Below are 24,669 nucleotides of genomic sequence, written 5' to 3'. Positions count from 1 at the left end.
CGGGTTACCTTTTCTTTCCTGATAACGCTTTCACAAACTTGATACTGTCATTTTCGCAAATGTACGCGCAGAGTTGAATACACAAATCCGTCTTGTTGGTTCAAAAAACAGAGGAGGACGACATTGCCCCTCATGGCACTGTTCGTCCTCCCCATATTGTCACCACAGGATCGGTGTGCAATTGTTACGTGCCGGATCTACGGAATTCAGTCGGTGTCATTCCCGTCCACTTTTTGAACACCTGACTGAAATATTGAGAATTGCCGCCGAAGCCGAATAATTCGGCAAGCTCAAATACTTTTACATCCCCGCCTCTGCGAATATGGTCACACGCCCGTTCAATCCGCAGACGATTCACATAGTTGGAGAAATTCTCACCGGTCACCTTTTTAAATATTTTCCCCAAGTAGTCCGGGTTCATATATAACATCTGATGTGCTACGCCATTGAGCGAGAGATCCGCTTCACCGTAATGACGATCTACGATATCCATCATTTTCTCCACCGCCGAAGATTGACGACTAATATGATTCTTGTAGTAACCCGAGGTTAACCGAGCCGCACTGCTGGATACAAAGGATTTCAGACCAGATAACGTATCAATATGAGACAGCTCTGCCATCCGCTGAGTGAATTCCGTCGCCTCTTCGGGCGGACAGACTTGAATCATTGCCGAATACAATTGCACCACGTAAGAGCGAGTAACCTCAATCTCCAGCTGATGCTCTGATAACAGATCAAACAGACGATCTACTTCAGATGCTGTTTCTTCGGCATTCCCCGACTTGATTAATTGACACAATTGATCAGCATCCTGTTCCACATGAATACCTTCACGTTCCCCCGCTAATACAAGGTCGTTCTTCGTAATGAGCTTCCCTTCTCCAATGAAAAAGCGATGATTCAGACATTGCAGTGCTTCACGGAACAAACGCCGAGCCTGAATCATTCGATCTGCTTCGCTCAGTGCAGCAGTCACCTGTAATTTATACAAGCGGGTAAATGTAGCCCGAACTTCTTCGATACTTTCCTGTAATGGAGCTGCATCAGCGGAATCCTTCAGCAAAATCAATAGCTTTCCTTCAATCGTTGTACTTAACATGACATGTGGGAGAAGATCGTTCGCGATATTCTTGATTGCAAATAAATGACTGTAATCATGCTCATCTGCAATTCGGAACAGCAACAGGCGCACTTCAGTATCCTCAAGCTCCAGATCGAACAGCTCCTGATAATATTCCAGATCCCCTGGCCCATAGGTTCGATTTGTCATGAATTCTAGCAGAAACTGTTCTTTCACATGTGGAAGAACCCGTTGCAGTCGTTGCTTCATCTCTCCCGCTACATGCTCCTTCACCTGGGCAACCTGCTGTTCCTGTAGCAGCTCTGAAATGGCATCATGTATCTGGTTTTCATTACAAGGTTTAAGCAGATAATGCTTCACCCCATATTGCATAGCTCTGCGGGCATATTCGAACTCCTTATAACCTGACAACATAATAAACCGCAGATCAGGGTAGGCCTCAGACGCCTTTTCAATAAGTCCAAGACCATCTAAACCTGGCATTGAAATGTCCGTAATGACAATGTCAGGTCGGGATTGCCCGATTTTATCCAATGCTTCGATCCCATTTCTCGCCGTATCCACCAGCTCCGTGCCTGCCGCTGCCCAATCGACCACCTGGGAAATCCCCTCTAGAATGACACGCTCATCATCTACGAGCATCACTTTGTACATCGTCATCGTCCTCTCTAATCCAAGGTATGCTGATCGATACTACAGTTCCTGATCCAGGGCTGCTGCTCATGACCATTGTGCCTTCATCACCGAAGGTCAGTCTGATCCGTTCTTGAATGTTAGATAACCCAATGCCCTGCCCTCTTGTCTGAATCTGCCCCTCCTGCAATTGTTGTAGGAACTCAGCTGTCATTCCCGGGCCATCATCCTCCACTTCAATAATTACCTTATCTCCCTCTGCCCTCGCTCGGATACGAATACGGCAAGGATCTATGCTTGGCTCCAGTGCATAATGAATGGCGTTCTCCACAAGAGGTTGTAATGTCAGCTTCGGAATCCGAGCTGTCCCCACTTCAGGAGCAATCTCCATGTCAAAATCCAGCCTTTCCTCAAAACGTGTACGCTGGATGGTCACATAGCTGCGAACGATATCCAATTCCCTTTCGAGCGTTATCCATTTTTCAGACATGTTCACAGAGCTTCGTAACAAAAACCCCAGCGCCTCCACCATTTCAGAGATTTGACGTTGTTTCTGAACTTTGGCGAGCCAATTGATCGATTCAAGCGTGTTATATAAGAAATGAGGGTTGATCTGTGCCTGAAGCGCTTTCAACTCTGTCTCACGGATCACGAGCTGCTTGGCATAATTCTCATCAATCAATTCACGGATGCGCTGCAGCATCATTTTGAAGGTTCGATGTAACAAGCCGACCTCATTTTGCGGGGAAGAGGGAATATCACCGAGTGCAGCTTCCTCCAGCTTGTCGAGATCACCCTTTTCGATATTACGCATTTTCTTGATTAGATGAGCAATAGGCTGAGTAATGCTACGCGAGAACCGGAATCCGAATACAAGTGCCGCCAGGAATATGACAATGAAAATAACCGTTACCAGCTGTTTGACAAATTGAACCTGTTTAAACATCTGATCAAAGGGCGTCATATACAGGTATACCCAATCCGTGTAGGAGGAGTGAGCACGCGCAACAAAATTCCTTCCCTGTTCAAACGTAGCAATGCCATACGGCTGAATGCGTTTCAGCTCCGACTCGATTTCGGATTCACTGACTGAGGGTTCAGTTGGATAGATGACTTCTTTGCCATCTGTAATGAGTAGCTGAGAATCCTCTGCCGGATGCTGCATCTGATCCTGGACAATACGATCCAACCGAACACGAATCACTAATGTCCCCAGCTTATCGAGCGTAAACGCACCCCCGATGAAGGATTTTACCTGTCTCACCGACAACAACCTCGCTTGACGATCCCCGCCGGTATACCATGCGTTTGCACCTGAATGCTGCTCACCGAGCACAACCAGCTCGTTCTGCATCGATTCAGAGACACCTTCCCGGTTTCCCGCAGCCATAATGTTTTTATCATTATCAATAAATATCATAGAGTACACGTATTTCTCTGAACCAGCATAAGCTACAAGTCGATTCGTGATTTTCTTGCGCAGACCGTTCTTCTCGTATCCCGTCTCCGCCTTCTCCAACTGTAACAGGTATTGCTGTAGCGGTTCGTCTGACATGACTTTGAAGGATAGATTTGCGATCTCGCGAAGCTGATTCTCGATGCCTACAGAAGACATATTAAGAACCTGTGATGATTTCTCGTAAATCTGTCGGTCATAGATGCTGAAGACATATCGCAGGACAGAGACATAAAAGGTGAAGCTGACCAACATCAAAAGCCCGATGAGAAGAATGGTTTTGTGTTGTATCGGCAACGTCATGAAAGCGTTCTTAATTTTCCTCATCCAACGCGCTCCTTTGACTGGAAAAGGGTACGATGCTTCTTATGGCGTGTATAACTACTGTAAGTTATTTTCATATTTACACATCCATGGTCAGATGACAAGTCATATTTATTCAACTTTTGGAGACATGAAACAATCTATTCACGATGTGCCTAGAAAAAGACAAATAGACAGAGGTTTCCCCTATGGAAATAAGGGAGACCATCTGTCTATTCGGATGCGAAGTAACGGTTACGGATTCACAAATACTGTTTTTAGCTTCGCTAGATACTGCACGTCAAATCCAAGACCTTCTGCTACCATAGCAAGAGGTACGTATGTTTTGGACTCTTTGCCTACTTTGTTCAGGAAGGCAGGTGTGTCCACTTTCACCGATGCTCCGTTAACTAGAACCGCATTTGCACCAATCTTCACAGCAACCTTGCGATCACCATACGTAATTGTAGCGGTAGACGTTTTGTTATCCCAAACCGTTGTTGCACCAACCGCATTCACGATATCCTGAATGGCTACAAAGTTTTTGCCGCTGCGGATGATCGGTTTGTACGGTGTGTTGAGCGTTTTGCCGCTGACGATAATGTTCATCGGCTCGCCTGCTGCTGGAGCTGTCAATTTGGTATAGTTGCCCCAGATGGTTTTGGAAAACACTTCAGCAATCGATGCATATCCCAATTGATTCGGGTGGAAATCACGATCTCTGATCATATGTGTCATCGTACCTTCGCCACCAATAAACTCTTTCGCTACATGAGCTACTTGTACGTTGACCCCTTGGGCCGTAAATTGAGCTGCAATCCCATCAATCGTTGTTGTGAAGCCTTTGGATGCCTCCATGAGCTTAGCATAAAGCTCCTTACCTGCTACTTCTGGCATCGGTTGATATTGATCAGCAATCACAATTCGGGCTGCCGGGTTAATCTCATGAATATCAGTGATCGTTGCATTAATATTCGCTGTATAGGTTGTAAGTAATTCTTTGACCTTCTCTTGCAGTTCCTGATCACTCATCTTGTTGGCTGTACCAAGCAACTCCGATACGTCATTACCGCCAATTGTAATGGCTACTAGATTCGCTTGAGCAATACTCTCCCGAATGGCAGCGGTATTCGCTCCAATCTGTCCTGCTCTTGGGTCTGGCAGACTTGGTTGAATCCCTTCTGACGTGAGCGTTTTGCCTTCTTTGATTGCCGTCGTGAATGTCTTCAGACCACTACTCTTCAAACCAGCAATACCGTAGTTATCCACTTGTGTACGGCCATGAAGCAAGCCTTGCTCCTGCAAACGTTCTACATAACCATATGGCTGGTCTTGCTGTTTGAGATTAGGCTCGTATCCTACAGTGATGGAATCTCCCAAGGTTACGATACGAAACTCCTTCGTTACCGCGACTGCGTCTTTCTTCGCTGGCAAGGATGCTTCGCTTGTGCTCGCTGGTAATGTGCTTGTACCCGCCTCTGCTGCATATGCAGGCAATGCAGATGATGCTAAGAGCAACATTCCGGCTAACATACTCGCTGTTAATCCTGCTGCTGTATTTCCCCATGTACGTTTACGCTTCATTCTCGTTAACACTCCTTTTGCGAATCTATCATTTACACGATTATATAAAATATCAGTCACTTTAATGACATAAGTGCGTGTGATTCTATTCTATCATTATAAAGTAGTGATTGTCCCAAATACTGGTGATGCACATGAAATAACAGGCTTCCCTGGCGGGATAACCTGTTATTTCGTTCATATATTCATTGGTCGTTGGTTAAGTTTGCGACGGATCCGGATCGTTAGAATGGTTGGAATCCATTGTGTCAGATTTGTTCCCAGTAGCTCGCTCCAGATAACGATCATAACGATCATCTACTTCACGTGCTAATTGCCGAAATTTTAACGTTTCTTCGACAATGGGGTCGCGTTCCGTCTGAATCCGCACTTCATATTTGGGAGGAATCAATTGGTGTTCACGCTGATCGGCGTCGCCGGAGTCCTCCATGTCCCCTTCCATCAGCATATCTCTGAGCCGTTGTTCCAGTTCTTTGGATTCATCCATTGGTATTCGCTCCTTTGATTGAATTTCACTTCGTGAACAGAACAATCTTCTGATCGCTGTTATCCTCAGTTGCCTTCAACGTATTCAAGAATACATGATTTTAATTCACTTACTCCATGCCTGTAGCTTTGGCTTCCTTCAGTACACCTGTCAGGGCGTCATGAATTTTGCCATTACTTGCTACGATGTGGCTAACAGACAGATCGTACGGTGTTCCAACCGTATCTGTGATTGTGCCACCAGACTCAGCAACGAGCAATGCGCCTGCTGCAATATCCCATGGTTTCAGTCCGATTTCCGTATAAGCGCTGAGTCTTCCCGCAGCAACATAAGCCAGATGTAATGCAGCCGAACCGCCAGCACGTAAGTTACGCACCTGTGGTGCAAGTGCCTGTACAGCAGCCATATTAATCGGCAGAGTATAGTTAGGATCAGCAGGGAAGCCAACCGCAACAAGGCTATGTGCCAGCTCTTGCTCTCCAGATACGCCCATACGATTACCATGAACGTAAGCGCCTTTTCCTTTTTCAGCTACAAATAATTCATCCCGTGAAGGATCGTAGATAACACCTACAATAACTTCACCACGATGCGCTAATGCAATAGATACCGAAAAGAACGGAAATCCATGCACGAAGTTGGTCGTACCATCCACAGGGTCAACAATCCAGAGGTACTCTTCATCTTGGATCTCTTGGAGTGCTCTAGCCGAAGCTTCAGGTCCTGGCTCCACGCCCTCTTCACCCAGAATAGCATGCTCTGGAAAATGGGTAAGAATGAGGCGGCGGATCATCTGTTCCGCTCCTTTATCCACTTCGGTTACCAGATCTTGCGGAGAATACTTGATTCCAAGTTCACTTACCGTTCCAAGGCGACTCTTGATCCACTCTCCAGCTTTGGAAGCTGCATTGATGGCGACGGCAGTATAGCTTTTGCTTGTCACGACATAAGGTGTCTTTTCCTTCTCATTCAAAGCGTTCACTCTACTTTCTATATCAATCTACGAAAAATTAAAATACTGTCCAAGTACGTATTCAAAAAGTACGGTTTTCAGTACCAAGAAGATGGAATGAAGCTAGAAATGGAGTAGCGGAGCGTAGGGTGACTACGTGAGCAACGGACATTTCGGCTGAATTCCATATTCGATGTTGATGATGCCGCATGCCGCATGGCATCCTTCGTAATCAAAAGCGTACTTGTTGAACAACCTCTCAAAAGTATACGCCTCACCAGCGTTAAAGTTTCTAGTTGCCTAAGCCTCTTTTGGCATTTAGGGATGAATAATGACCGTTGACTCGTCCACCCATTCCACACCCTCTTCGTGATAGAATGCTAGCTTCTGCATCAACTGAACCAATGCTTCATCTTTACGTTTGGCCTCAATCATGACATCCAGCGCAGGGGTATCTGCAGCAATGTGCCTTAAAAAGTCCAGCAATGGCTCAACCTCTACCCCGTCCGCATGACCACGCAGGTCTTTCTCACTCTTCGGGCTAGATACGTGAATCTTAGGTGGGAGTGGGCGATCCGCTGGAGAATCTGCCTGTGCAAGTGGTGACGTCCATGTTTTCAAAATATTAGGCCACAGCTCCCAAGGCTTTTCCCCTTCGTTGTTGACCCACTGATGATGAATATCCAGTACCATCGGTAACCCCAAATGTTCACACACCGCAAGAGTTTCAGGCACATTGAAAGTTTTATCATCATTTTCGAGCGTAATCCGCTCTTGAATATCCCTGTCCAGCTTCATAAAGTTCTCTTCAAAACGAAGTGCTGCAGAAGGCTTGTCCCCATATGCACCACCAATATGTATATTGTTCTTGGCAGTTGCATTCAGACCCATTGCATCCAGCATCCGCACATGATGGCGCAGATCCTTGATCGAATTACGTAGCACTTCCTCACGAGGTGTACTGAGTACCGTAAAATGATCCGGGTGAAACGATACACGCATCTCGTTCTCTTTCACAAATTCACCTATTGCAGCAAAATCAGATTTTAGTGCCGGAAATGGATCCCAATCACTTAGATCCTCATGCGTTGCGAGCGGAATTAATTTGGAGGAGAAACGATAGACATGAATATGACTCCCGCGATTATGTCTGAGTAATCGTAACGTATTGTGTAGATTCTCAGCCGCGATCCGTTCCAGCTTACGAATGGCTGCTTGCCTGTCGTCGATCTTTTTGAAGCTGGCCATGGTCATTGTGCGCGACGGTGAAGCATTCTCCACAAGCACAGACATAGCCACGTAACCAAAACGCACGAGCATGAAGGTTCTTCCTCTCTATGGGCGGCAATTCTGCCCGACTGATATACGCCGAGCTTTGCCAACTTGTATATAACCAAGTTTTACCCTAAACGAAAGACCATAATCGCTCAGGCACCAAATCGGTTGATTAACCCTGCACCTGCTCTCCAAAGAACATCTCGTCGGCAAGTGCAGTCTGGATGCGTGACTCTTCTTCCGTTAATTTACGGATGAGTTGCATCTCTACTTCGGTCACCTCTTGATTTTGGAAGTTAATCTCCGCAATGGAAGCGACAATCTTCACGATGGCAACCGCCACATTGTCCGGTGTGTACGCAATGACTTTCTGTCCGGTAGGGAATACCCGGAAGCCTTGTTTTACCATTTTGCCACGGCCATATTCAAGTAGTTCGAATAGTTCTTGTTCGCTTTTGAATTTGCATACAGAATTGAATTCAGTCTGAAATCCCATGCCTATCCCTCCTTAAATTAGCGTGTAAATAATAAGTTCATTTTATAAAATCCGAAATTATGCTTGCACGCCGTTTTCGTAGTTCAGAGCCTGTTTGCGGTTGTAACGCTCCAAAGCAAGCTCAATCATACGATCCAGCAGCTCTGCATACGATACACCTGTCTCGCGCCACAGCAAAGGATACATACTGTACGGTGTGAAACCTGGCATTGTGTTCACTTCATTAATAAGCAAGGCGCCATCCGATTTGCGGATGAAAAAGTCAGCGCGGGAGATACCATTGCCTTCGATTGCACGAAATGCCTGCAACGCCGCTTCACGAATACGATCTGCTGCTTCTGGATCGAGTGGTGCAGGAATTAACATCTGTGATTGTCCGTCAATGTACTTCGCCGCATAATCATAATATTCACCGGAGGATACGATTTCTCCTGGCACCGAAGCCATCGGCTCATCGTTTCCTAGCACGCTCACCTCGACTTCACGTGCTTCAACGAACTCCTCAATAACCACCTTCGTATCATAACGAAGTGCAAATTCAACAGCCGTTTTCAATTCATCCCGGTTGCGTGCTTTGGAGATACCCACGCTTGAGCCCAAGTTTGCCGGTTTGATAAAGCACGGATAACCTAGCTGATCTTCCACCTGAACGATCATTTCATGCTCAGATTGCTTCCATTGTGTTGCGTTAAAATAAGTGAAGGCACATTGGTCAATCCCCGCCTGTGCGAACAACTTCTTCATTACAACTTTGTCCATACCACCCGCTGAAGCGAGTACACCCGCACCAACGTAAGGCATATCTGCCATCTCGAACATACCTTGGATCGTTCCGTCTTCACCGAATGTGCCGTGCAACAACGGGAACATCACATCCAAAGCTTCTTCTCCACCGTACAAGCGACCGAATAGCGCGTTCAGTGCTTCCTGCGTTCCGCCAGCAGCATGTTCCAGCTTCAGGTCTTCGATCTGCGCGAATGGCGCATGCATCACAGAGCCTTTTTTCCATGTACCTTGCTTGGAGATATAAAAAGGAACAAGTTCATACTTTTCATAATCAAATGCATTTGTTACAGCAAACGCCGTTTGCAGCGATACCTCGTGCTCGCCAGACTTCCCGCCATAAACGACGCCTACTTTTAATTTATCCATACTCATGCGTAACCTCCGATTATCTGTGCATCATGCCTACTTCATGACCGTAATCACGACAGGCACCATTAATATTCTGTACTGATCTTATTTTACACGGAATGGGCTCGGTGCGTCACCGAAAACAAGTTCATTTCCCGTGCGATTAGGCTCAAAACTCGTCTGCAATGTGAAAAAGCCGATACACCGTCCGCTCTGTCCAAGCGTAAGAATCCTGGTAATCCCAGTAACGGTGACGACTGCTGACTGTATGTGCGTTAACAAGCGGCATGCCACCTGCATCAAAGGCAGTGACCACCGTACTATGCTGAAAGCGACCGTCCCCGTCCCAATCGTAGAGAATGACATCCCCCAGCATCAGTTGCTCAGGACGCTCCACTACCGTTGCGGTCAAGCCCCAAATGCTACTGGACAGATAACGCTCCAAACTGTTCGATACCGCCCAGCTGTAGCTCCACATCTCCGTGCCATTTACATAGCCTTTATACCACCAGCCCGCTTCTCTCCTACCAGTATAGTGGATGGGTGCCTCACCTGCAAAGAGGCATTGGGACACGTAATTGGTGCAGTCCACCTCGAATTCTTCAAATGCCGGATTGCCTGTATTCCACCACCGATCCGCATATGCAACGGCTAAATCTCGGCGATATAATTGTTGACGAGAGCTGCGTCCCTGTCTAAGTACATCGTGATTGAGCAAAGGTCGATTCATCGCCTGTACAAAATCAGCCTGCTGAAAAGGGCGGCTCGCCCCAGGAGGGCGGCGTTCAGGCACTTCACGTTCTACACGTGTAATCGTCCAAGCTCCATTCTGCCGCAGAAAGGTCAACCGTTCCCGCTCAATTCGATCTTCGCGATGAGTCATGCCGCTTTTCTCATAAAACAACCTGCTGTATAGCTGCACATCCACCACCGACTCTTCCGGGCTCTCGGTAACCGTACGTACGATCTTGGCGCTGGTCTCGCTCCGCAGCGGCACAGCCCGCCGCCTCCGATACCACTCATCTAATCTCGTCATACGTTCGCCACGATCTAGAACAAACGCAGGATCAGTTACGATACGTTCGCTTGTCTGTGGGCGGTAGTCAATCTCGCAGCGATTATATTGGTTAACATACGTATACAAGGCACTCTTCCATTCCCGTTCCAAGCTGTTGTCCCCTTCGGCATAAGCTGTGTTTGGACGATCTCCCACCGATATGCACAATAAAACTCCTTCTATATCTATGAGAACCCACCGGGTTGTATGAGTACGCCTTCTGAAATCCAAATGATACGAACTTACTCTTTGTGAGAAAACGCCTTCATTCTTTTTAAAAAGCAGGATTATACAGGCAAAAATCCCTTTACGTAGACCTCTCGAAACGGTATACTTAAAACTAAAGTTACGATTATGAAATTATGTTTCACCTAATGAAACCAACGAACAAGAACACGGAGCGATGAAGGCCTGTTCTTCATTTAAATGAATGTCTTCTTCATCTCACCGACACATTTTTAAGGAGGTACATGTATGTCAGCCAAGAACCATTTCTCCGCCGCACGCAGTCTTGAGGTCGGAGGCAAGTCTTACCGCTACTACAGTTTAGATGCTCTTCAGGAAGGCGGCTACGGCGACCTTTCCAAGCTTCCCTTCTCTATTAAAGTGCTGCTTGAAGCAGCAGTTCGTCAATTCGATGGACACGCAATCACCGAAGAACATGTGAAACAATTGACCGGCTGGGCAGATGGCCGTGACAATAACAAAGAAATTCCATTTATTCCTGCACGTATCGTTCTGCAAGACTTCACCGGTGTACCGGTTGTCGTTGACCTTGCTGCAATGCGTGATACGGTTAAAAAAGCAGGCGGCGATCCAAAACAGATCAACCCGCTCGTACCAGTTGACCTCGTTATTGACCACTCCGTTATGGTTGATGCATTCGGAACAAACGATGCCCTTGACTACAATATCAAGGTTGAATTCGAGCGTAACGAAGAGCGTTACCGTTTCTTGCGTTGGGCACAAACGGCGTTCAACAACTTCCGTGCGGTTCCACCGTCCACAGGGATTGTTCACCAAGTCAACTTGGAGTACCTAGCTTCCGTTGCTGCAACCAAAACAGTTGACGGCGAAACGGTAGTATTCCCAGACTCTCTCGTAGGTACGGACTCCCATACAACAATGATCAACGGTCTTGGCGTTGTAGGTTGGGGTGTTGGCGGGATCGAGGCTGAAGCAGGTATGCTTGGCCAACCGCTTTACTTTGTTACACCTGACGTTATCGGTTTCAAATTGACAGGTAGCCTGAGCGAAGGCGCAACAGCAACGGATCTGGCGCTGACTGTTACCCAAATGCTTCGTAAAAAAGGCGTTGTTGGTAAATTCGTAGAGTTCTACGGCCCAGGACTTGCTAATATTGGTCTTGCTGACCGTGCAACTGTAGCTAACATGGCACCTGAATACGGCGCAACCATCGGTTTCTTCCCTGTAGATAGCGAAACGCTGAACTACTTGCGCAGCACAGGCCGTTCCGATGAGCAAGTGGATCTGGTTGAAGCTTACTACAAAGCTCAAGGTATGTTCCGGACTGCTTCAACAGTAGATCCTGAATTTACAGATGTTATTGAACTTGACCTCGGCTCCGTTGTACCAAGTCTTGCAGGACCAAAACGTCCACAAGATCGCATCGAGCTGACACAAATGAAAGAAAGCTTCAACAGCATCGTGCGCACACCGGTTGATAAAGGTGGATACGGACTGACTGAAGAGAAGCTTGAACAAAAAGTACCTGTTAAACATCCTGATGGTTCAACAAGCGAACTTGCTGCTGGAGCTGTCGTAATCGCAGCCATCACAAGCTGCACAAACACATCTAACCCTAGTGTTATGGTTGGAGCAGGTTTGCTTGCGAAAAAAGCAGTTGAACGCGGCTTGACTAAACCAGGCTACGTGAAAAGCAGCTTGACTCCAGGATCTCTGGTGGTTACCGAGTATCTGGAAAAAGCAGGTCTGATCGAGTACTTGGATCAACTCGGATTCAACGTTGCTGGTTACGGCTGTGCGACTTGTATCGGTAACTCCGGTCCACTACCGGATGAAGTAAGCGAAGCTATTGCTGAGAACGATATGACCGTAGCGGCTGTATTGTCTGGTAACCGTAACTTCGAAGGCCGTGTACACGCTCAAGTTAAAGCTAACTACTTGGCTTCTCCACCACTCGTTGTGGCATACGCACTCGCGGGTACGGTGAATATTGACTTCGAAGTCGATCCAATCGGCTATGATACAAATAACGAGCCTGTATTCCTGAAAGACCTCTGGCCTAGCTCTGAGGAAATCAAGGATGCGATTGCTAGCTCCCTGAACGCTCAAATGTTCCGTAACAAATACGAGAACGTATTTACAGCTAACGAACGTTGGAACAACATCCCTGTACCAGAAGGCGAACTGTACGAGTGGGATCCAAACTCCACGTACATTCAGAATCCTCCGTTCTTCCAAGAGCTTGGTGACAAGCTGAACGATATCTCCGATATCCGTTCTGCACGTGTTATGGCATTGCTTGCTGATTCCGTAACAACGGATCACATCTCACCAGCAGGTAATATCGCACCGTCCAGCCCAGCTGGATTGTACCTGAAAGAGCATGGCGTAGAGCGCAAAGACTTCAACTCCTACGGCTCACGTCGTGGTAATCATGAAGTTATGATGCGTGGTACGTTTGCGAATATCCGTATTCGTAACCAAGTAGCTCCGGGTACTGAGGGTGGTATTACGAAATACTTGCCAACAGACGAAGAAATGTCCATCTACGATGCTTCCATGAAGTATCAGGATGAAGGACAGAACTTGATCGTTATCGCAGGTAAAGAGTATGGTACAGGAAGCTCCCGTGACTGGGCGGCAAAAGGAACATTCTTGCTCGGCGTCAAAGCCGTTATCGCAGAAAGTTTCGAGCGGATTCACCGTAGTAACCTCGTCGGCATGGGCGTTATGCCATTGCAATTCCAAGAAGGTCACGGCTGGTCTAGCCTGGGTCTGAATGGACGCGAAACATACGACATTACTGGCCTGAGCAATGACGTGAAACCAGGACAAGAGTTGAAAGTAACTGTAACTCGTGAAGACGGTACACAGTTCGACTTCCCTGTTATCGCACGTCTGGACAGTATGGTTGATGTGGATTACTACCATAACGGCGGTATCCTGCAAACGGTATTGCGTCAAATGATGAAAAAAGCTTAATTGCCTTAACCATTAATGCTATGAAGTGATATAAAAGAAGCTCCCCATCGTTGCCGGTAGGCATGATGGGGAGCTTCTTGCATTATTTGTGTATATCTGTTGGCAGCTGATATGTCTGTAATGAATGAATGAATTAATTTATCCTCGTCGGAAGATAGACGATATTAAAAATCAATCTTTATGCCAACTTCCGAATCATCAGGTGGTTCAGGAATGCTATAGAGCCCCCTCCTGTTCAACTTTTCTACATTAATCCAGTCTACAAAATCACTTCCTCCGTAACAACGAACAAAGTGACCATATTCCAATTCGCCATCATAGTTAATGGACTCCATGTATTGGGTGAAGGGATGCTTATATTCTAATGTCTGTAAAAAATCAGAAAATTCTATTCGCCACTCTTCGATTCGATCCGCGTAATGATCAGGGACATAAAAATAGTGGCCATCCGGGCTATAGTATGAAATCTTCATTATCATTGAACAGACCTCCTTCAAGCTTAATTCCGGTTATAACTTACACTACACCCTCTTACAGTTTTAAGATTTCCATGCCTTCCCTGAGTTCTTCCGTCACAACCGTATTAAATTCAATGCTATTCGCCAGTTCACGTTCTGTCTTATGTACAAGGTAGTAGGAATACTTCTGCATCATCTCATGCTCGTTTAGTTCAATTGGCAGTTTAATAATCTCTATCTCATCCGATCCAGCATGGAACCGATATCCTCTCTCTCCACGCCCTACATTCATCACCGTTTTGATTACGAATAACTCATCTCGTGTACAGCTATTGATTAGCTCAGATCTCTTTTGCTCCAGATCAAGCACAGCCTTGTCATCGGCATCCTTGCTTTTTAATGTTGCAATCTCATTCTCAACTTCCATAATAGCTCTCATTCGGCTGGCCAGTTGTTTAGCTAATGAATACAATTAGTGTCCTCCTTGTCAGTTGATGAACATACCTGCTCATTAATGCCCCACATGATGTGAGGCTTGATCCAGCATTTGCAGCACTCCCCTGATTAGAAATAAGCATGACATAATGATAAGTGAGTACCCGATCAACTTGGATGTCGTGCGATCCATTATACGACGATTCGAGGCATGCGTTACATAACGCGGACTAGCGATGAACATAAGGCCTACGCCAATGATCAGAAGAGCCAAAAAGAACATAAGGATTCTCCCCTTTTAGGTGTGACTTTTGTTTGCATCATATTGTTTCTTCACAGTACGTGCAGGTTCACCTGCTATTATGCGTTTCATCCCACGAGCCATCGTAAAGAGGACGTACCCAAGGATACCACCCGTAGTATTGAGAATAAGGTCATCTACATCAAATACACCCATACCGGTCAATAGCTGTGTGACCTCATAGGCCAGGCTGAGCAGGAGAGATAATACCAATACGTTTGCCCCTGCCAACCACTTGTTGCCCATTAGCACAGGGATAAATATGCCTAGCGGCATAAAAGCGAGTACATTACCAAACAGATGAATGGCACTCCCCGGTCGACCCAACGACACACTATGCCAGTCTCTTGCAATCTCCTGCAATGGCGTCAAGTTAACGATTCGTGTATGAATAAGGTCTGGCTCTTGCATGAACAGCTTAAGTTGAGTCAGTACCAAGTTAATATCAACAGGATTACCTTTGAATAAGATCAGCTTCGTTAACAGATATAGATAGATGACCAAAGCGGAGATCCATAAAAGTTGGACTATTAATTTTTTTGTGCTCATGATGATGAACCTCCATTATAATGTACGTTTGCGACGATTCAAATGTTGCTATGTTAGTGTTACTGTAACTATAACTGTTATTCCTTCACCGTCACGACGACGCCTTCCATGTTATCGCCCGATATCTCATATGAACGGTTCTCAGGTATGTAGATCGCTTGGTCTTGTGAAGCAGTGTAATAATGAACGTGATAGATCTGACCCTCAACCTCAACAGTCAGGCTCTTCTTGTCCTTTAGCAGCTCCAGATATTGCTCCAAAGCCAAATTACGCTGAACCATGACAGCACTATGTGGTAAGCCAACATAACGAAAGTGCCATGGTTCATATTGAATCCCCGTAATATGTACCTTGTCCTTCGGATAGCGTAGAATAAAACCATATTTCCACGCATTTCGCTCCAGCCATGCCCCTTCAGGTGCCTCACTCATGGCAGCTAGAGTAGAACCTACATCTACGGACAAGCCTAGATTATGTTCACTGTGCCCCGCAGGGAGCGCATAATCCAAACCCTTTTGCTCATACAATCGTGCTTGTTCTGCCAAGTCCCGATAACCACTACTAATCATAAAATAGCGCACATCATCTTGACCAGCGGCTTCAACCATTTGCTCAAACGCTTGGGCTACGTACCGTGATAGCCTTATTTTATGATCCAGCAAGCCGTATCCACGCACCAGTTCATTCTGTTCAGCTAATTTCACAATATCCGTTCTCATGCCTGTTGGATGTACGGGATATTCTAAGTTCACGAGCAATAGATTGCCTTTATGTACTTCACTTTTCATATCTATATGGACGGCTTGGGCATGATCCGTATGAATCTCATTCGTATACTGAATCTCTACCATCGGTTCGGTCGGTTGTTGCAACCAAGCGGTTGACCTGCTAAAAATATAACCCACAGCAATGATGCATATCAAAAATCCCCACTTTTTCATCTCCACGCTCCTCCTCTTCCTCATAAAATCAAGGATAGAAGAAACAAGTTAAATAAAAGCAGGGCAATTCTAAAGTTTTTCTTAAATTAGAGCGTTCATACAACTATATAGGTTCAACTAAAGAAGGTTTACACTTGCCACTCCGATGACAGAATAACCTTCCGATCGCTGTTATCCCCAGATTTTTTGGATTCCCTTCTTCAAAGGGAAAATCCGGTGATGGCGTATGCTTCCGAAGTAGCTTTCTTTCAGAAAGCTTTGAGGCGAGCGCTTCGCTTCTTCACGTTATTTCTGTCCTCTCCGTTCTCGTGTAAAAAGTTTAGTTAAACTTATATATTTCATTGCATATAATTTAAATTGATTTCAACTCACGCTAGCGCGGGCAGCCGAATCTCAAATACCGTCCGTACAACATCGCTTTGAGCCGAAATGGCTCCATCATGCTGCTCCACAATATTTTTGGCGATAAACAGCCCTAGCCCTGTTCCACCCTCCTGAGGTGTCCGTGAGCGATCCCCGGTATAATACATATCGAAAATATGGGGTAAATCTTCTCGATCAATATGTCCTCCATAGTTCATGACCTGAACGATAACCTGCCCTGCTTCGCGATGACCGTAAATATCTACATATAGACCATCCTTACCATGCCGGGCGGCATTAATTAGCAGATTCTCGAAGACACGTGCCAGTAGTTCACCATCGCCAGAAATGACCAGATCGGAATCGATATGAAGTCGAGTAACCAATTTATTTTTTTCAAAAACGGGGTACAACTCTTCATTCATCTGCCGGAGCAATTCACTAAGATCAAGCTGCTTCTTCTCCAAAGGCAACATGCCGTAGTTCATTCGTGTAATTTCAAACAAGTCATCAACCAGCTTCTCCAACCTCTGGGACTTAGTATATGCAATGGAAGTAAAATGCTTAACCTGCTCTTCCGTTAGTTGATCATCCTTCACCAATAGATCCAGATAACCTAATACAGAGGTCAGAGGAGTTCGCAGATCATGTGCTAGATTCACCACCAGTTGATCCTTGCTGTTCTCTGCAAAATCACCCCGTTCTACCGCTTCCTTGAGCTTGAGACTCGCCAGATTAATGTCCTCTGCAATCGTTCCTAATTCATCCTTCGAGGAAATCTGCACCCGATGCTGAAAATCTCCATTGGCCAAGTGTCTTATGCCTGCAGAGATGTCTTTGAAATAGGTAACATAGGGTTTGGTAAACCAGAAGAAGAACAATATCGCAAGTGGAATGAACAGGAGTAAGAAGAAATAAATATCCCCGATACTCTTCATAAAATGACGATATTCAGCAAGCTGATCTTCTGCCCGCACTCCCGAGTAGAAGTATTGCATTAGTTTATACACACCATAGGTAATTGCACCAGAGGCGAGCATGCTCAGACCAAGCAACAGAATCATCGTTGTTCGAAAACTTCTACGTTTATTCATTGAATGTGTACCCCACACCCCAGATCGTTTTGATAAACTTGTTCTTGTCTACGTCTTCACCAAGCTTCTTGCGCAGGGTTCGAATATGAACCATAACGGTATTACCGCTCTCATAATAAGCCTCTCCCCACACGTGTTCAAAAATGCTCTCTGCACTAAAAACCTGTTTGGGATGGCTAGCGAGCAGATATAAAATATCGAATTCCTTCGGTGTTAACTCTACAGGCTTGCCATAGAGCATAACACTATGCTGATCGGGGGAGATCACAAGTCCACCCTTCTCCAGAACAGAGCGCTGGACAGATGCTACCTGACTGAATTGAAGCGAACGGCGTAGCTGTGAATTCACACGGGCAACCAGCTCCATCGGATTAAATGGCTTGGTCATGTAATCGTCCGCACCCATCACGAGTCCCGTAATTTTGTCCATATCTGAGGTTTTGGCACTCAGAAAAATAATAGGCATATGGTGCTGCTCCCGAATTTTGCGAGTCACCTCATACCCGTCCATACCAGGCATCATGATATCCAAAATCGCTAAATCTATCGTTTGTGTCTGAACGGCTTGAACCGCTGTTTTCCCATCAAATGCTTTGATGATATGATATCCTTCTTTTTGCAGATGCAAAGCAACCAGATCCGCAATCTCAACTTCATCATCTGCAATCAAAATCGTAATACGTTTCATTGCCTATTCCACTCCTATATGTGATAGTGGGCAGTATAATCTATCTGAATCTAACATAATCAACGATCGAAAGGAAACCCACTCATGAAACTGGATCGTTTATTAGCCATCGTGGTGCTGCTGGTCAATCGAGGTCGTGTACAGGCCAAGGACTTGGCAGATACGTTTGAAGTGTCCATTCGCACCATTTATAGAGACATCGACACGTTGGGTCAAGCAGGTATCCCTGTCGTTACGTATCAAGGCGCTAGCGGCGGAATTGGTCTTGCAGAGGGCTATCGGCTCGACCGTAACGTGCTGACAGATCAGGATCTGGCATCGATCGTGACCGCACTTCGTAGCATCTCTACTTCTCATAGCAACGTGGCACGGGATCTCTTGGTGGAGAAGCTCAGCAGTATTGTACCCGAAGCCAAAAATGAAGATTTCCAGTCCAATACAAGCCGCTTCATTGTCGATTATTCAACCTGGACACATCCCGAAGCCTTGCAGATCAAGCTTCAGTTGATCGAATCTGGAATGGATCAGTCACGGCTCATCACCTTCACCTATTGCAGTGCTGGAGGGAATCAGACCATTAGAACCGTTGAACCCCATACGCTGGTGCTCAAACGACATTCTTGGTATCTCTATGCATTCTGCCATGAACGGGATCAATTCCGCATGTTCAAGCTTGTCCGTATGCGAGATGTATCCCTTGCACAAGAACATTTTGAGCGAAGAATTATACAACCACATGATAGACCCTGGCAGCAAGAATGGGTAGCACCCGACAACCAAGCCCCTCTGACCCTGCGATTTCACGCTCGCGCCCGCCATCTAGCAGAAGAATGGTTTGGCATTGAAAATGTCATTCCTGATGGAAAAGGATATTACATCAGTCAGGTCGCCTTTCCAGAAGACAACTGGCTGTACGGCTTTATTTTGGGCTTTGGGGCAGATGTCGAAGTGTTAGAGCCAGAGCATATCCGAGTTACAATAAGGCAAATGGCAGAACAGATTGTACAAAATTATACTTCTTCATCCCAAACCTGACAGACTGCTGTCTAGTTCCTCTCGTTATACTGTCCATATATTCAGTTACAACGATCGAGGAGGAAATGATAATGAACACAACGTTATGTCAAAGCTGCGGCATGCCACTGACAACTCCAGCTCAGTTCGGAACAGAGACTGATGGGAAGGCTACAAGAGAGTATTGTATCTACTGTTATAAGAACGGGCAATTCGAGCAGCCTAACATTCCACTGGAAGGTATGATCGAAATGTGCACCGCGATTCTCAAGGAGGAAGGCATGGATGAGGAGTCTGCACGATCTATGTTGCGGAATCAGCTTCCTTATTTGAAACGATGGAACGGCACTATAATGAGAGGAACCTCGGCAAGCTCAGGGGACGATTCAAATGATACATCTACGGAGTCGAATGGTCTGAGCGGCGCGCTTCTTGGATTGTCCGAGCCTGTTCGTTATGTGACTCTTCCGGCGAAACGTCTTGCGGGTGTGTCTGCGAGAACAACCAATGCGATTGAGATCAGTGGCAAAGGCTGCATTCAAGGCTTGTGGAATCAGTATTTCTCCTCTGACCAACTACCAGCACCAGAGGTAGCTCGCTATGGCTGTTATAGTGACTATACAGACGGTATTACCGGGGAGTACACCATTCTGGTTGGTCACGAAGTTTCTGCGGACGAAAGGCTGCCCGAGGACATGAATTCAGTTGATCTGCCTCCAGCTACGTACGCCGTGTTCACCTCCAGAAGAGGAGCTATGGCAGAAGTGGTAGGGGAAGCATGGGGCGCAGTATGGGCTTGGGCGGATCAGCATAAACGTACATTTACGGGTGACTTCGAGCTATATGATGAACGTAGTATTGACCCTGAGAATGTTCAGGTAGACGTATATATTGCTGTTCAGTCAAAATAGTGGATTGTTATTTGATGTGATAGCTATCCTTCATCCTAAATTTAAATTCTAAGATCATATTCAGGCGAGCTGTCGGAGGAATCCGATGGCTTTTTGTTATATGTACTTTTAGCTAATATTTTTAGCCAATGAAAGGTCAATTACTAAAGTAGAATCCATGCAACGACTCATTATTCGCGCAAACAAATTGCCTTTCTCCCCTCCAAACAACGGTCTAAGGTACCAAGTTACTTAGCATTTCCCATACCTATTCAACCAGACAATATGTCTCAATTAGGTCATGGTTGACTTATTTAAAATTGGGTCTATTCACTTAACAACCGATTCTATCCTCCCATTTACCCTCTTCGAAATGCAGTCCTTTATTCCTGAATTTCCCTAAAAACGTTTACATCTCTCAAATACCGGGTAAAATCACTACAATCCAATTGGAATTACATCATAAATTTGCCCAATTCATATAACAAGTCACATATACCTATAAATCATGAATACATAAATTACGCATCAAAGGAGGAACCAAGATGATCCGCATGCCTATTCAGCAAATGATCCCGTATCACCACCAATATCCGCGCAACACGGCGACCAATGCTCCAAAAAAGGAGAATGAGAGCACTCAAGGTCTATCCTTTCATGAAATTTTGCAACAAAAGATCGCGAATAAGAATGCTGCGCCTTCTATGCGTTAACATATCATGCTCTAACCGGTCTCTTGTTCTTATTCGGTTACAATCAGCTTACCGTCCTTCCAGAACGCTAGGGATGACGGTTATTCGCCTATCCTCTATAATGGGTTAAAACTTTGGCAAGCCTAGGCTGCTCACAGGCAGCTGAAGCCATTAGGGGGAGAAATACTATGCTTACCATCAGTTGTTTTCACGCTCACTATTCCAACATTACCCTGGTCGAAGAAGCTTTGTCTGCCTATGCGGTGGAACTCGTGCATTATGTTGATCCCGGTCTGGATCGGCTTAAACATGATGAAGGCTTCTCTGACGCAATAACGAAGGACAAAGTATCTCAAACCCTGCAATGGATTGAGCGCTGCCATACCGATGCCATTCTCGTGACCTGCACCCTGTTTGCTGCTGTTCTGGAACAGGAAGCACGAAAGATTGCCATTCCTGTCATTGGCATTGATGATCCACTACTAGCGAAGATACAACGGATGGACAATGAATACATATTCGCTTTTACCAATCCAGCTACAATTGAAGGTACAATGGCACGGGTGTATCGGGCTTTACAGCAAGATTATGAGAAAGAGCAGAACTGTGTTACCGAGGTGCCTCAGCCAGAAGCCGTGTGCATTCCTGAGACGTTTCAATTGATTATGCGCGGTGACAAGGAAGGTTATCTTGCAGCAGTACGTGAAGGATTACAGTACATTGCTGGGCAGCATCCCGGCAAAACGGTAGTCGCAGCCCAATTATCCATGGCGCCCGCTGCTGCGCGAGTTACAGTAGAGACCGGTATTGCGATCCATAGCCCTTTGGCATTGCTTGCAACGTATTTGGAGAAGAAGCTAGGCATAGCACCGCATTGAATGTTGGAATGGGGAGTAGATTAGGGCACTAGTTTTATACTTTTGTATCTAGTCTATTTAATATTAATATGTATTTTATGGCTTACATAGTGTTGGATTAACTTTCGGAGCTTTGAGCGTTAGTTTTTCGGGTTCGGCCAATAATGATTCCAGAGGAACACTAAAAAATTTCTATTATTAATTTACTCTGAGTATTAAGAACATTATATCTTATTAGATAAATTTGAATTATTGTTCACACTCTTAAGATATGTTAAGCACAGTTCCATTTATTGTAGAGGAGTGAATGTTAGTGCGTTTCTTATACATTCTAATTTTGTTTATTATAGGCTTGGCCTGTTCTGCATTTATCTACGGTGGAAGTCTTAAATTAGCAGACGGCATACTATTTGTCATTGCAGGTATTCTGTTTCGAATTTGGAGTAAAATGAAGTAAACTATAGTAGAGATATCTGTGAACGACGGCCAATATTTAGTCAAACCAAAAGAGCAATTCTGAAGGCTACAAACAAAAAACAGTTCATCACTCATTTTATGTGATGAACTGTTTTTTTTTTTTGCTGCACTATCAATCTCCAATCTCACCTACCGCATCCGATATTCTTCAGCCTTCGCCTGCATCCCTGCGGCTACCGCATCATCTTCGGACAACCCCTTGTCTGCAGCAAATGCACGAATGTCTTGCGTAATTCGCATACTACAGAACTTCGGCCCACACATCGAGCAGAAATGGGCTTCCTTAGCTCCCTCAGCAGGCAATGTCTCGTCATGGTAAGAGAGCGCCCGTTCAGGGTCAAGCGACAAGTTAAATTGGTCGCGCCAGCGGAATTCGAATCTAGCCTTGGACAGCGCATCATCTCGGCGTTGAGCTCGAGGATGACCTTTGGCTAGGTCAGCGGCATGTGCTGCAATTTTGTAGGCGATGACTCCCTCTCGTACATCATCCTTGTTAGGCAGCCCCAAATGTTCCTTCGGTGTAACATAACAGAGCATGGATGTCCCGAACCAGCCAATCATCGCCGCTCCAATAGCTGAAGTAATGTGATCATAACCTGGAGCAATGTCCGTTGTCAGTGGACCCAAGGTATAGAACGGAGCCTCTTTACAGATTTCCATCTGTAGATCCACATTCTCCTTGATCTTATGCATCGGCACATGCCCCGGCCCTTCAATCATCACCTGTACATCATGCTTCCACGCAATCTGCGTTAACTCGCCCAGTGTAGCCAGCTCGGCCATCTGAGCCTCGTCATTGGCATCATAGATACTCCCCGGACGCAATCCATCCCCAAGCGAGAATGCCACATCATACCTTTTCATAATTTCACAGATTTCTTCAAAATGCGTATACAAAAAGTTCTCTTGATGATGTGCCAAACACCACGCAGCCATAATAGATCCACCCCGGGACACAATGCCTGTCATACGTTTGGCTGTCATCGGGATATAGCGCAGTAAGACGCCTGCATGGATCGTGAAATAGTCTACGCCTTGCTCTGCCTGCTCAATGAGTGTGTCTCGGTACAATTCCCACGTTAGTGCTTCTGCTTCGCCATTGACCTTCTCCAGCGCCTGATAGAGTGGCACAGTTCCGATCGGTACTGGAGAATTACGAATGATCCATTCCCGCGTAGTATGGATATCCTTTCCTGTCGACAGATCCATAACGGTATCCGAGCCCCAGCGTACAGCCCAGGTCATCTTCTCCACTTCTTCTTCGATGGAGGAGGAGACGGCAGAATTCCCGATATTCGCATTGATCTTCACATGAAAATGACGACCAATCAACATCGGCTCACTTTCAGGATGATTGATGTTGGATGGTAGAATCGCTCGGCCACTGGCCAGTTCTTGTCGCACAAACTCCGGCTCTACTCCCTCACGAATCGCGGCAAACTCCATCTCTGGCGTAATGATGCCTTGGCGTGCATAGTGCATCTGCGTTACACATCGTCCAGCCTGAGCCCGCAGCGGCTTGCCACGCAAGCCTGGGTAAGCTTCAGCTCCGGTTCTTCTACTCCCCGCCTTGAGCCCGTTATCTTCCGGTTGCACCGTACGTCCTGCATAAGCCTCCACATCCTCACGCTCCGTAATCCAGCGTGTGCGGAGTGCAGGTAGTCCTGCCCGGATGTCTGCGTGAAATTCAGGGTCGGTCATCGGGCCGCTCGTATCGTACACACGCAGCGGCTCATTATGCTCCACCCCTTGGGGAGTACTCGTGTCATGAAGAGCTATTTCACGCTCAGGTACAGCAATGTCCGGACGTGAGCCCTGAATGTATACTTTACGGCTGCCGGGAAAAGGTTGAACCCCTCCAGCCGAACCTGTTTCTTTTGCCGCCTGCGCTTCTGTATTCCCTTGTCCCATCATTGGTTGTTCTGTACTCATCGTCTTTGTCTCCTCCTCATTGGTCTTCACGACTGCATCACTTCTTTTCCATGCGAGCGCATCTAATCTGGAGACCATCCATATAAGGAGCAAGGACAACCTTACCTAGAGAGACATATACAGTAAGACAACATGCAGCAGAGTAAGGTTCATTCACCTAACTAATTGAATAGATTCCACAACAGATACCTACCTCCGCTCTTTTTACGAAAGTAACTCTGAAGTCTAAATCTTGTCTCTGCTCACTGTATATAAAAAAAGCCGGTTCCCGAGGGAACCGGCTATGTCCATCACCAATGATGTACCGATTACCGAACTCTAATTGAGT

23 protein-coding genes are annotated in these 24,669 nt (G+C 46.0%); 6 read left to right on the top strand and 17 right to left on the bottom strand.

Annotated elements, in window-relative coordinates; all coding sequences use genetic code 11:
* Positions 1–184 precede the first annotated feature (184 nt).
* The 9 genes from DMB88_RS03585 to DMB88_RS03545 form a co-directional block, all read right to left on the bottom strand.
* A complete protein-coding gene (locus DMB88_RS03585) occupies positions 185–1,738 on the bottom strand; it encodes a response regulator transcription factor (RefSeq protein ID WP_128100234.1) in 1,554 nt (517 codons plus the stop codon).
* Positions 1,713–3,500 (bottom strand): sensor histidine kinase, encoded by a 1,788-nt coding sequence (locus tag DMB88_RS03580; protein ID WP_128100233.1) that lies wholly within the window; start codon positions 3,498–3,500, stop codon positions 1,713–1,715. The genes DMB88_RS03585 and DMB88_RS03580 overlap by 26 nt, the downstream gene beginning before the upstream one ends.
* 231 nt (positions 3,501–3,731) lie before the next feature.
* Positions 3,732–5,060, bottom strand: coding sequence for a stalk domain-containing protein (locus DMB88_RS03575; RefSeq protein WP_128100232.1), 1,329 nt, complete (start codon positions 5,058–5,060; stop codon positions 3,732–3,734).
* 199 nt (positions 5,061–5,259) lie between these two features.
* Complete coding sequence (locus tag DMB88_RS03570; protein WP_128100231.1) at positions 5,260–5,547, bottom strand: hypothetical protein; 288 nt, start codon at positions 5,545–5,547, stop codon at positions 5,260–5,262.
* 109 nt (positions 5,548–5,656) lie between these two features.
* A complete protein-coding gene (locus tag DMB88_RS03565; protein ID WP_128100230.1) occupies positions 5,657–6,529 on the bottom strand; it encodes an inositol monophosphatase family protein in 873 nt (290 codons plus the stop codon).
* A gap of 288 nt (positions 6,530–6,817) precedes the next feature.
* Entirely contained in the window at positions 6,818–7,819 is a 1,002-nt protein-coding gene (uvsE, locus tag DMB88_RS03560; RefSeq protein WP_128100229.1) for a UV DNA damage repair endonuclease UvsE, read from the bottom strand.
* Between the two features lie 127 nt (positions 7,820–7,946).
* A complete protein-coding gene (locus DMB88_RS03555) occupies positions 7,947–8,270 on the bottom strand; it encodes a hypothetical protein (RefSeq protein WP_128100228.1) in 324 nt (107 codons plus the stop codon).
* Positions 8,271–8,327: 57 nt separating this feature from the next.
* Positions 8,328–9,428: a D-alanine--D-alanine ligase gene (locus DMB88_RS03550; protein ID WP_128100227.1), complete on the bottom strand. Its 1,101-nt coding sequence runs from the start codon at positions 9,426–9,428 to the stop codon at positions 8,328–8,330.
* 145 nt (positions 9,429–9,573) lie between these two features.
* Positions 9,574–10,572: an amidase domain-containing protein gene (locus DMB88_RS03545; protein ID WP_128104295.1), complete on the bottom strand. Its 999-nt coding sequence runs from the start codon at positions 10,570–10,572 to the stop codon at positions 9,574–9,576.
* Between the two features lie 363 nt (positions 10,573–10,935).
* Between DMB88_RS03545 and acnA the strand changes: the two genes are divergently transcribed.
* A complete protein-coding gene (acnA, locus tag DMB88_RS03540) occupies positions 10,936–13,650 on the top strand; it encodes an aconitate hydratase AcnA (protein ID WP_128100226.1) in 2,715 nt (904 codons plus the stop codon).
* A 164-nt stretch (positions 13,651–13,814) separates the two neighbouring features.
* Here the strand turns inward: acnA and DMB88_RS03535 are convergent, their stop codons facing one another.
* From DMB88_RS03535 to DMB88_RS03505, 7 genes are all read right to left on the bottom strand, one after another.
* Positions 13,815–14,129 carry a hypothetical protein gene (locus DMB88_RS03535; protein ID WP_128100225.1) on the bottom strand — a complete coding sequence of 105 codons (315 nt, stop codon included), beginning with the start codon at positions 14,127–14,129 and terminating at the stop codon, positions 13,815–13,817.
* Between the two features lie 52 nt (positions 14,130–14,181).
* The gene (locus tag DMB88_RS03530) at positions 14,182–14,580 is read right to left on the bottom strand and encodes a hypothetical protein (protein ID WP_128100224.1); all 399 of its coding nucleotides are present in this window, start codon (positions 14,578–14,580) and stop codon (positions 14,182–14,184) included.
* Positions 14,581–14,619: 39 nt separating this feature from the next.
* Positions 14,620–14,826 carry a hypothetical protein gene (locus tag DMB88_RS03525; RefSeq protein WP_128100223.1) on the bottom strand — a complete coding sequence of 69 codons (207 nt, stop codon included), beginning with the start codon at positions 14,824–14,826 and terminating at the stop codon, positions 14,620–14,622.
* 15 nt (positions 14,827–14,841) lie between these two features.
* A complete protein-coding gene (locus DMB88_RS03520; protein ID WP_128100222.1) occupies positions 14,842–15,393 on the bottom strand; it encodes a VanZ family protein in 552 nt (183 codons plus the stop codon).
* 77 nt (positions 15,394–15,470) lie between these two features.
* Positions 15,471–16,334, bottom strand: coding sequence for a M15 family metallopeptidase (locus tag DMB88_RS03515; RefSeq protein WP_128100221.1), 864 nt, complete (start codon positions 16,332–16,334; stop codon positions 15,471–15,473).
* A 368-nt stretch (positions 16,335–16,702) separates the two neighbouring features.
* Entirely contained in the window at positions 16,703–17,791 is a 1,089-nt protein-coding gene (locus DMB88_RS03510; protein WP_128100220.1) for a HAMP domain-containing sensor histidine kinase, read from the bottom strand.
* Positions 17,784–18,479 carry a response regulator transcription factor gene (locus DMB88_RS03505; protein WP_128100219.1) on the bottom strand — a complete coding sequence of 232 codons (696 nt, stop codon included), beginning with the start codon at positions 18,477–18,479 and terminating at the stop codon, positions 17,784–17,786. The genes DMB88_RS03510 and DMB88_RS03505 overlap by 8 nt, the downstream gene beginning before the upstream one ends.
* Positions 18,480–18,563: 84 nt before the next feature.
* Here DMB88_RS03505 and DMB88_RS03500 point away from each other — a divergent pair, with 84 nt between their 5' ends.
* The 5 genes from DMB88_RS03500 (at position 18,564) to DMB88_RS30120 (ending at position 22,389) form a co-directional block, all read left to right on the top strand.
* Positions 18,564–19,514 (top strand): helix-turn-helix transcriptional regulator, encoded by a 951-nt coding sequence (locus DMB88_RS03500; RefSeq protein ID WP_128100218.1) that lies wholly within the window; start codon positions 18,564–18,566, stop codon positions 19,512–19,514.
* 71 nt (positions 19,515–19,585) lie between these two features.
* Positions 19,586–20,404 (top strand): zinc ribbon domain-containing protein, encoded by an 819-nt coding sequence (locus DMB88_RS03495; protein ID WP_164848601.1) that lies wholly within the window; start codon positions 19,586–19,588, stop codon positions 20,402–20,404.
* 524 nt (positions 20,405–20,928) lie between these two features.
* On the top strand, positions 20,929–21,096 hold the full coding sequence (locus DMB88_RS30125; RefSeq protein ID WP_164848600.1) for a hypothetical protein: 168 nt from the start codon (positions 20,929–20,931) through the stop codon (positions 21,094–21,096).
* A gap of 167 nt (positions 21,097–21,263) precedes the next feature.
* The gene (locus DMB88_RS03490) at positions 21,264–21,953 is read left to right on the top strand and encodes a hypothetical protein (protein WP_128100216.1); all 690 of its coding nucleotides are present in this window, start codon (positions 21,264–21,266) and stop codon (positions 21,951–21,953) included.
* 292 nt (positions 21,954–22,245) lie between these two features.
* Entirely contained in the window at positions 22,246–22,389 is a 144-nt protein-coding gene (locus DMB88_RS30120; RefSeq protein ID WP_164848599.1) for a hypothetical protein, read from the top strand.
* Between the two features lie 149 nt (positions 22,390–22,538).
* On the opposite strand, the gene thiC is transcribed toward DMB88_RS30120, so the two are convergent.
* Positions 22,539–24,323 (bottom strand): phosphomethylpyrimidine synthase ThiC, encoded by a 1,785-nt coding sequence (thiC, locus tag DMB88_RS03485; protein WP_128104294.1) that lies wholly within the window; start codon positions 24,321–24,323, stop codon positions 22,539–22,541.
* Positions 24,324–24,669: the final 346 nt, after the last annotated feature.

Source organism: Paenibacillus sp. DCT19, assembly GCF_003268635.1.
Taxonomy (GTDB): Bacteria; Bacillota; Bacilli; order Paenibacillales; family Paenibacillaceae; genus Paenibacillus.
Note: the sequence above shows the minus strand (reverse complement) of the source record. Positions and strands in the feature narration are given on the sequence as shown.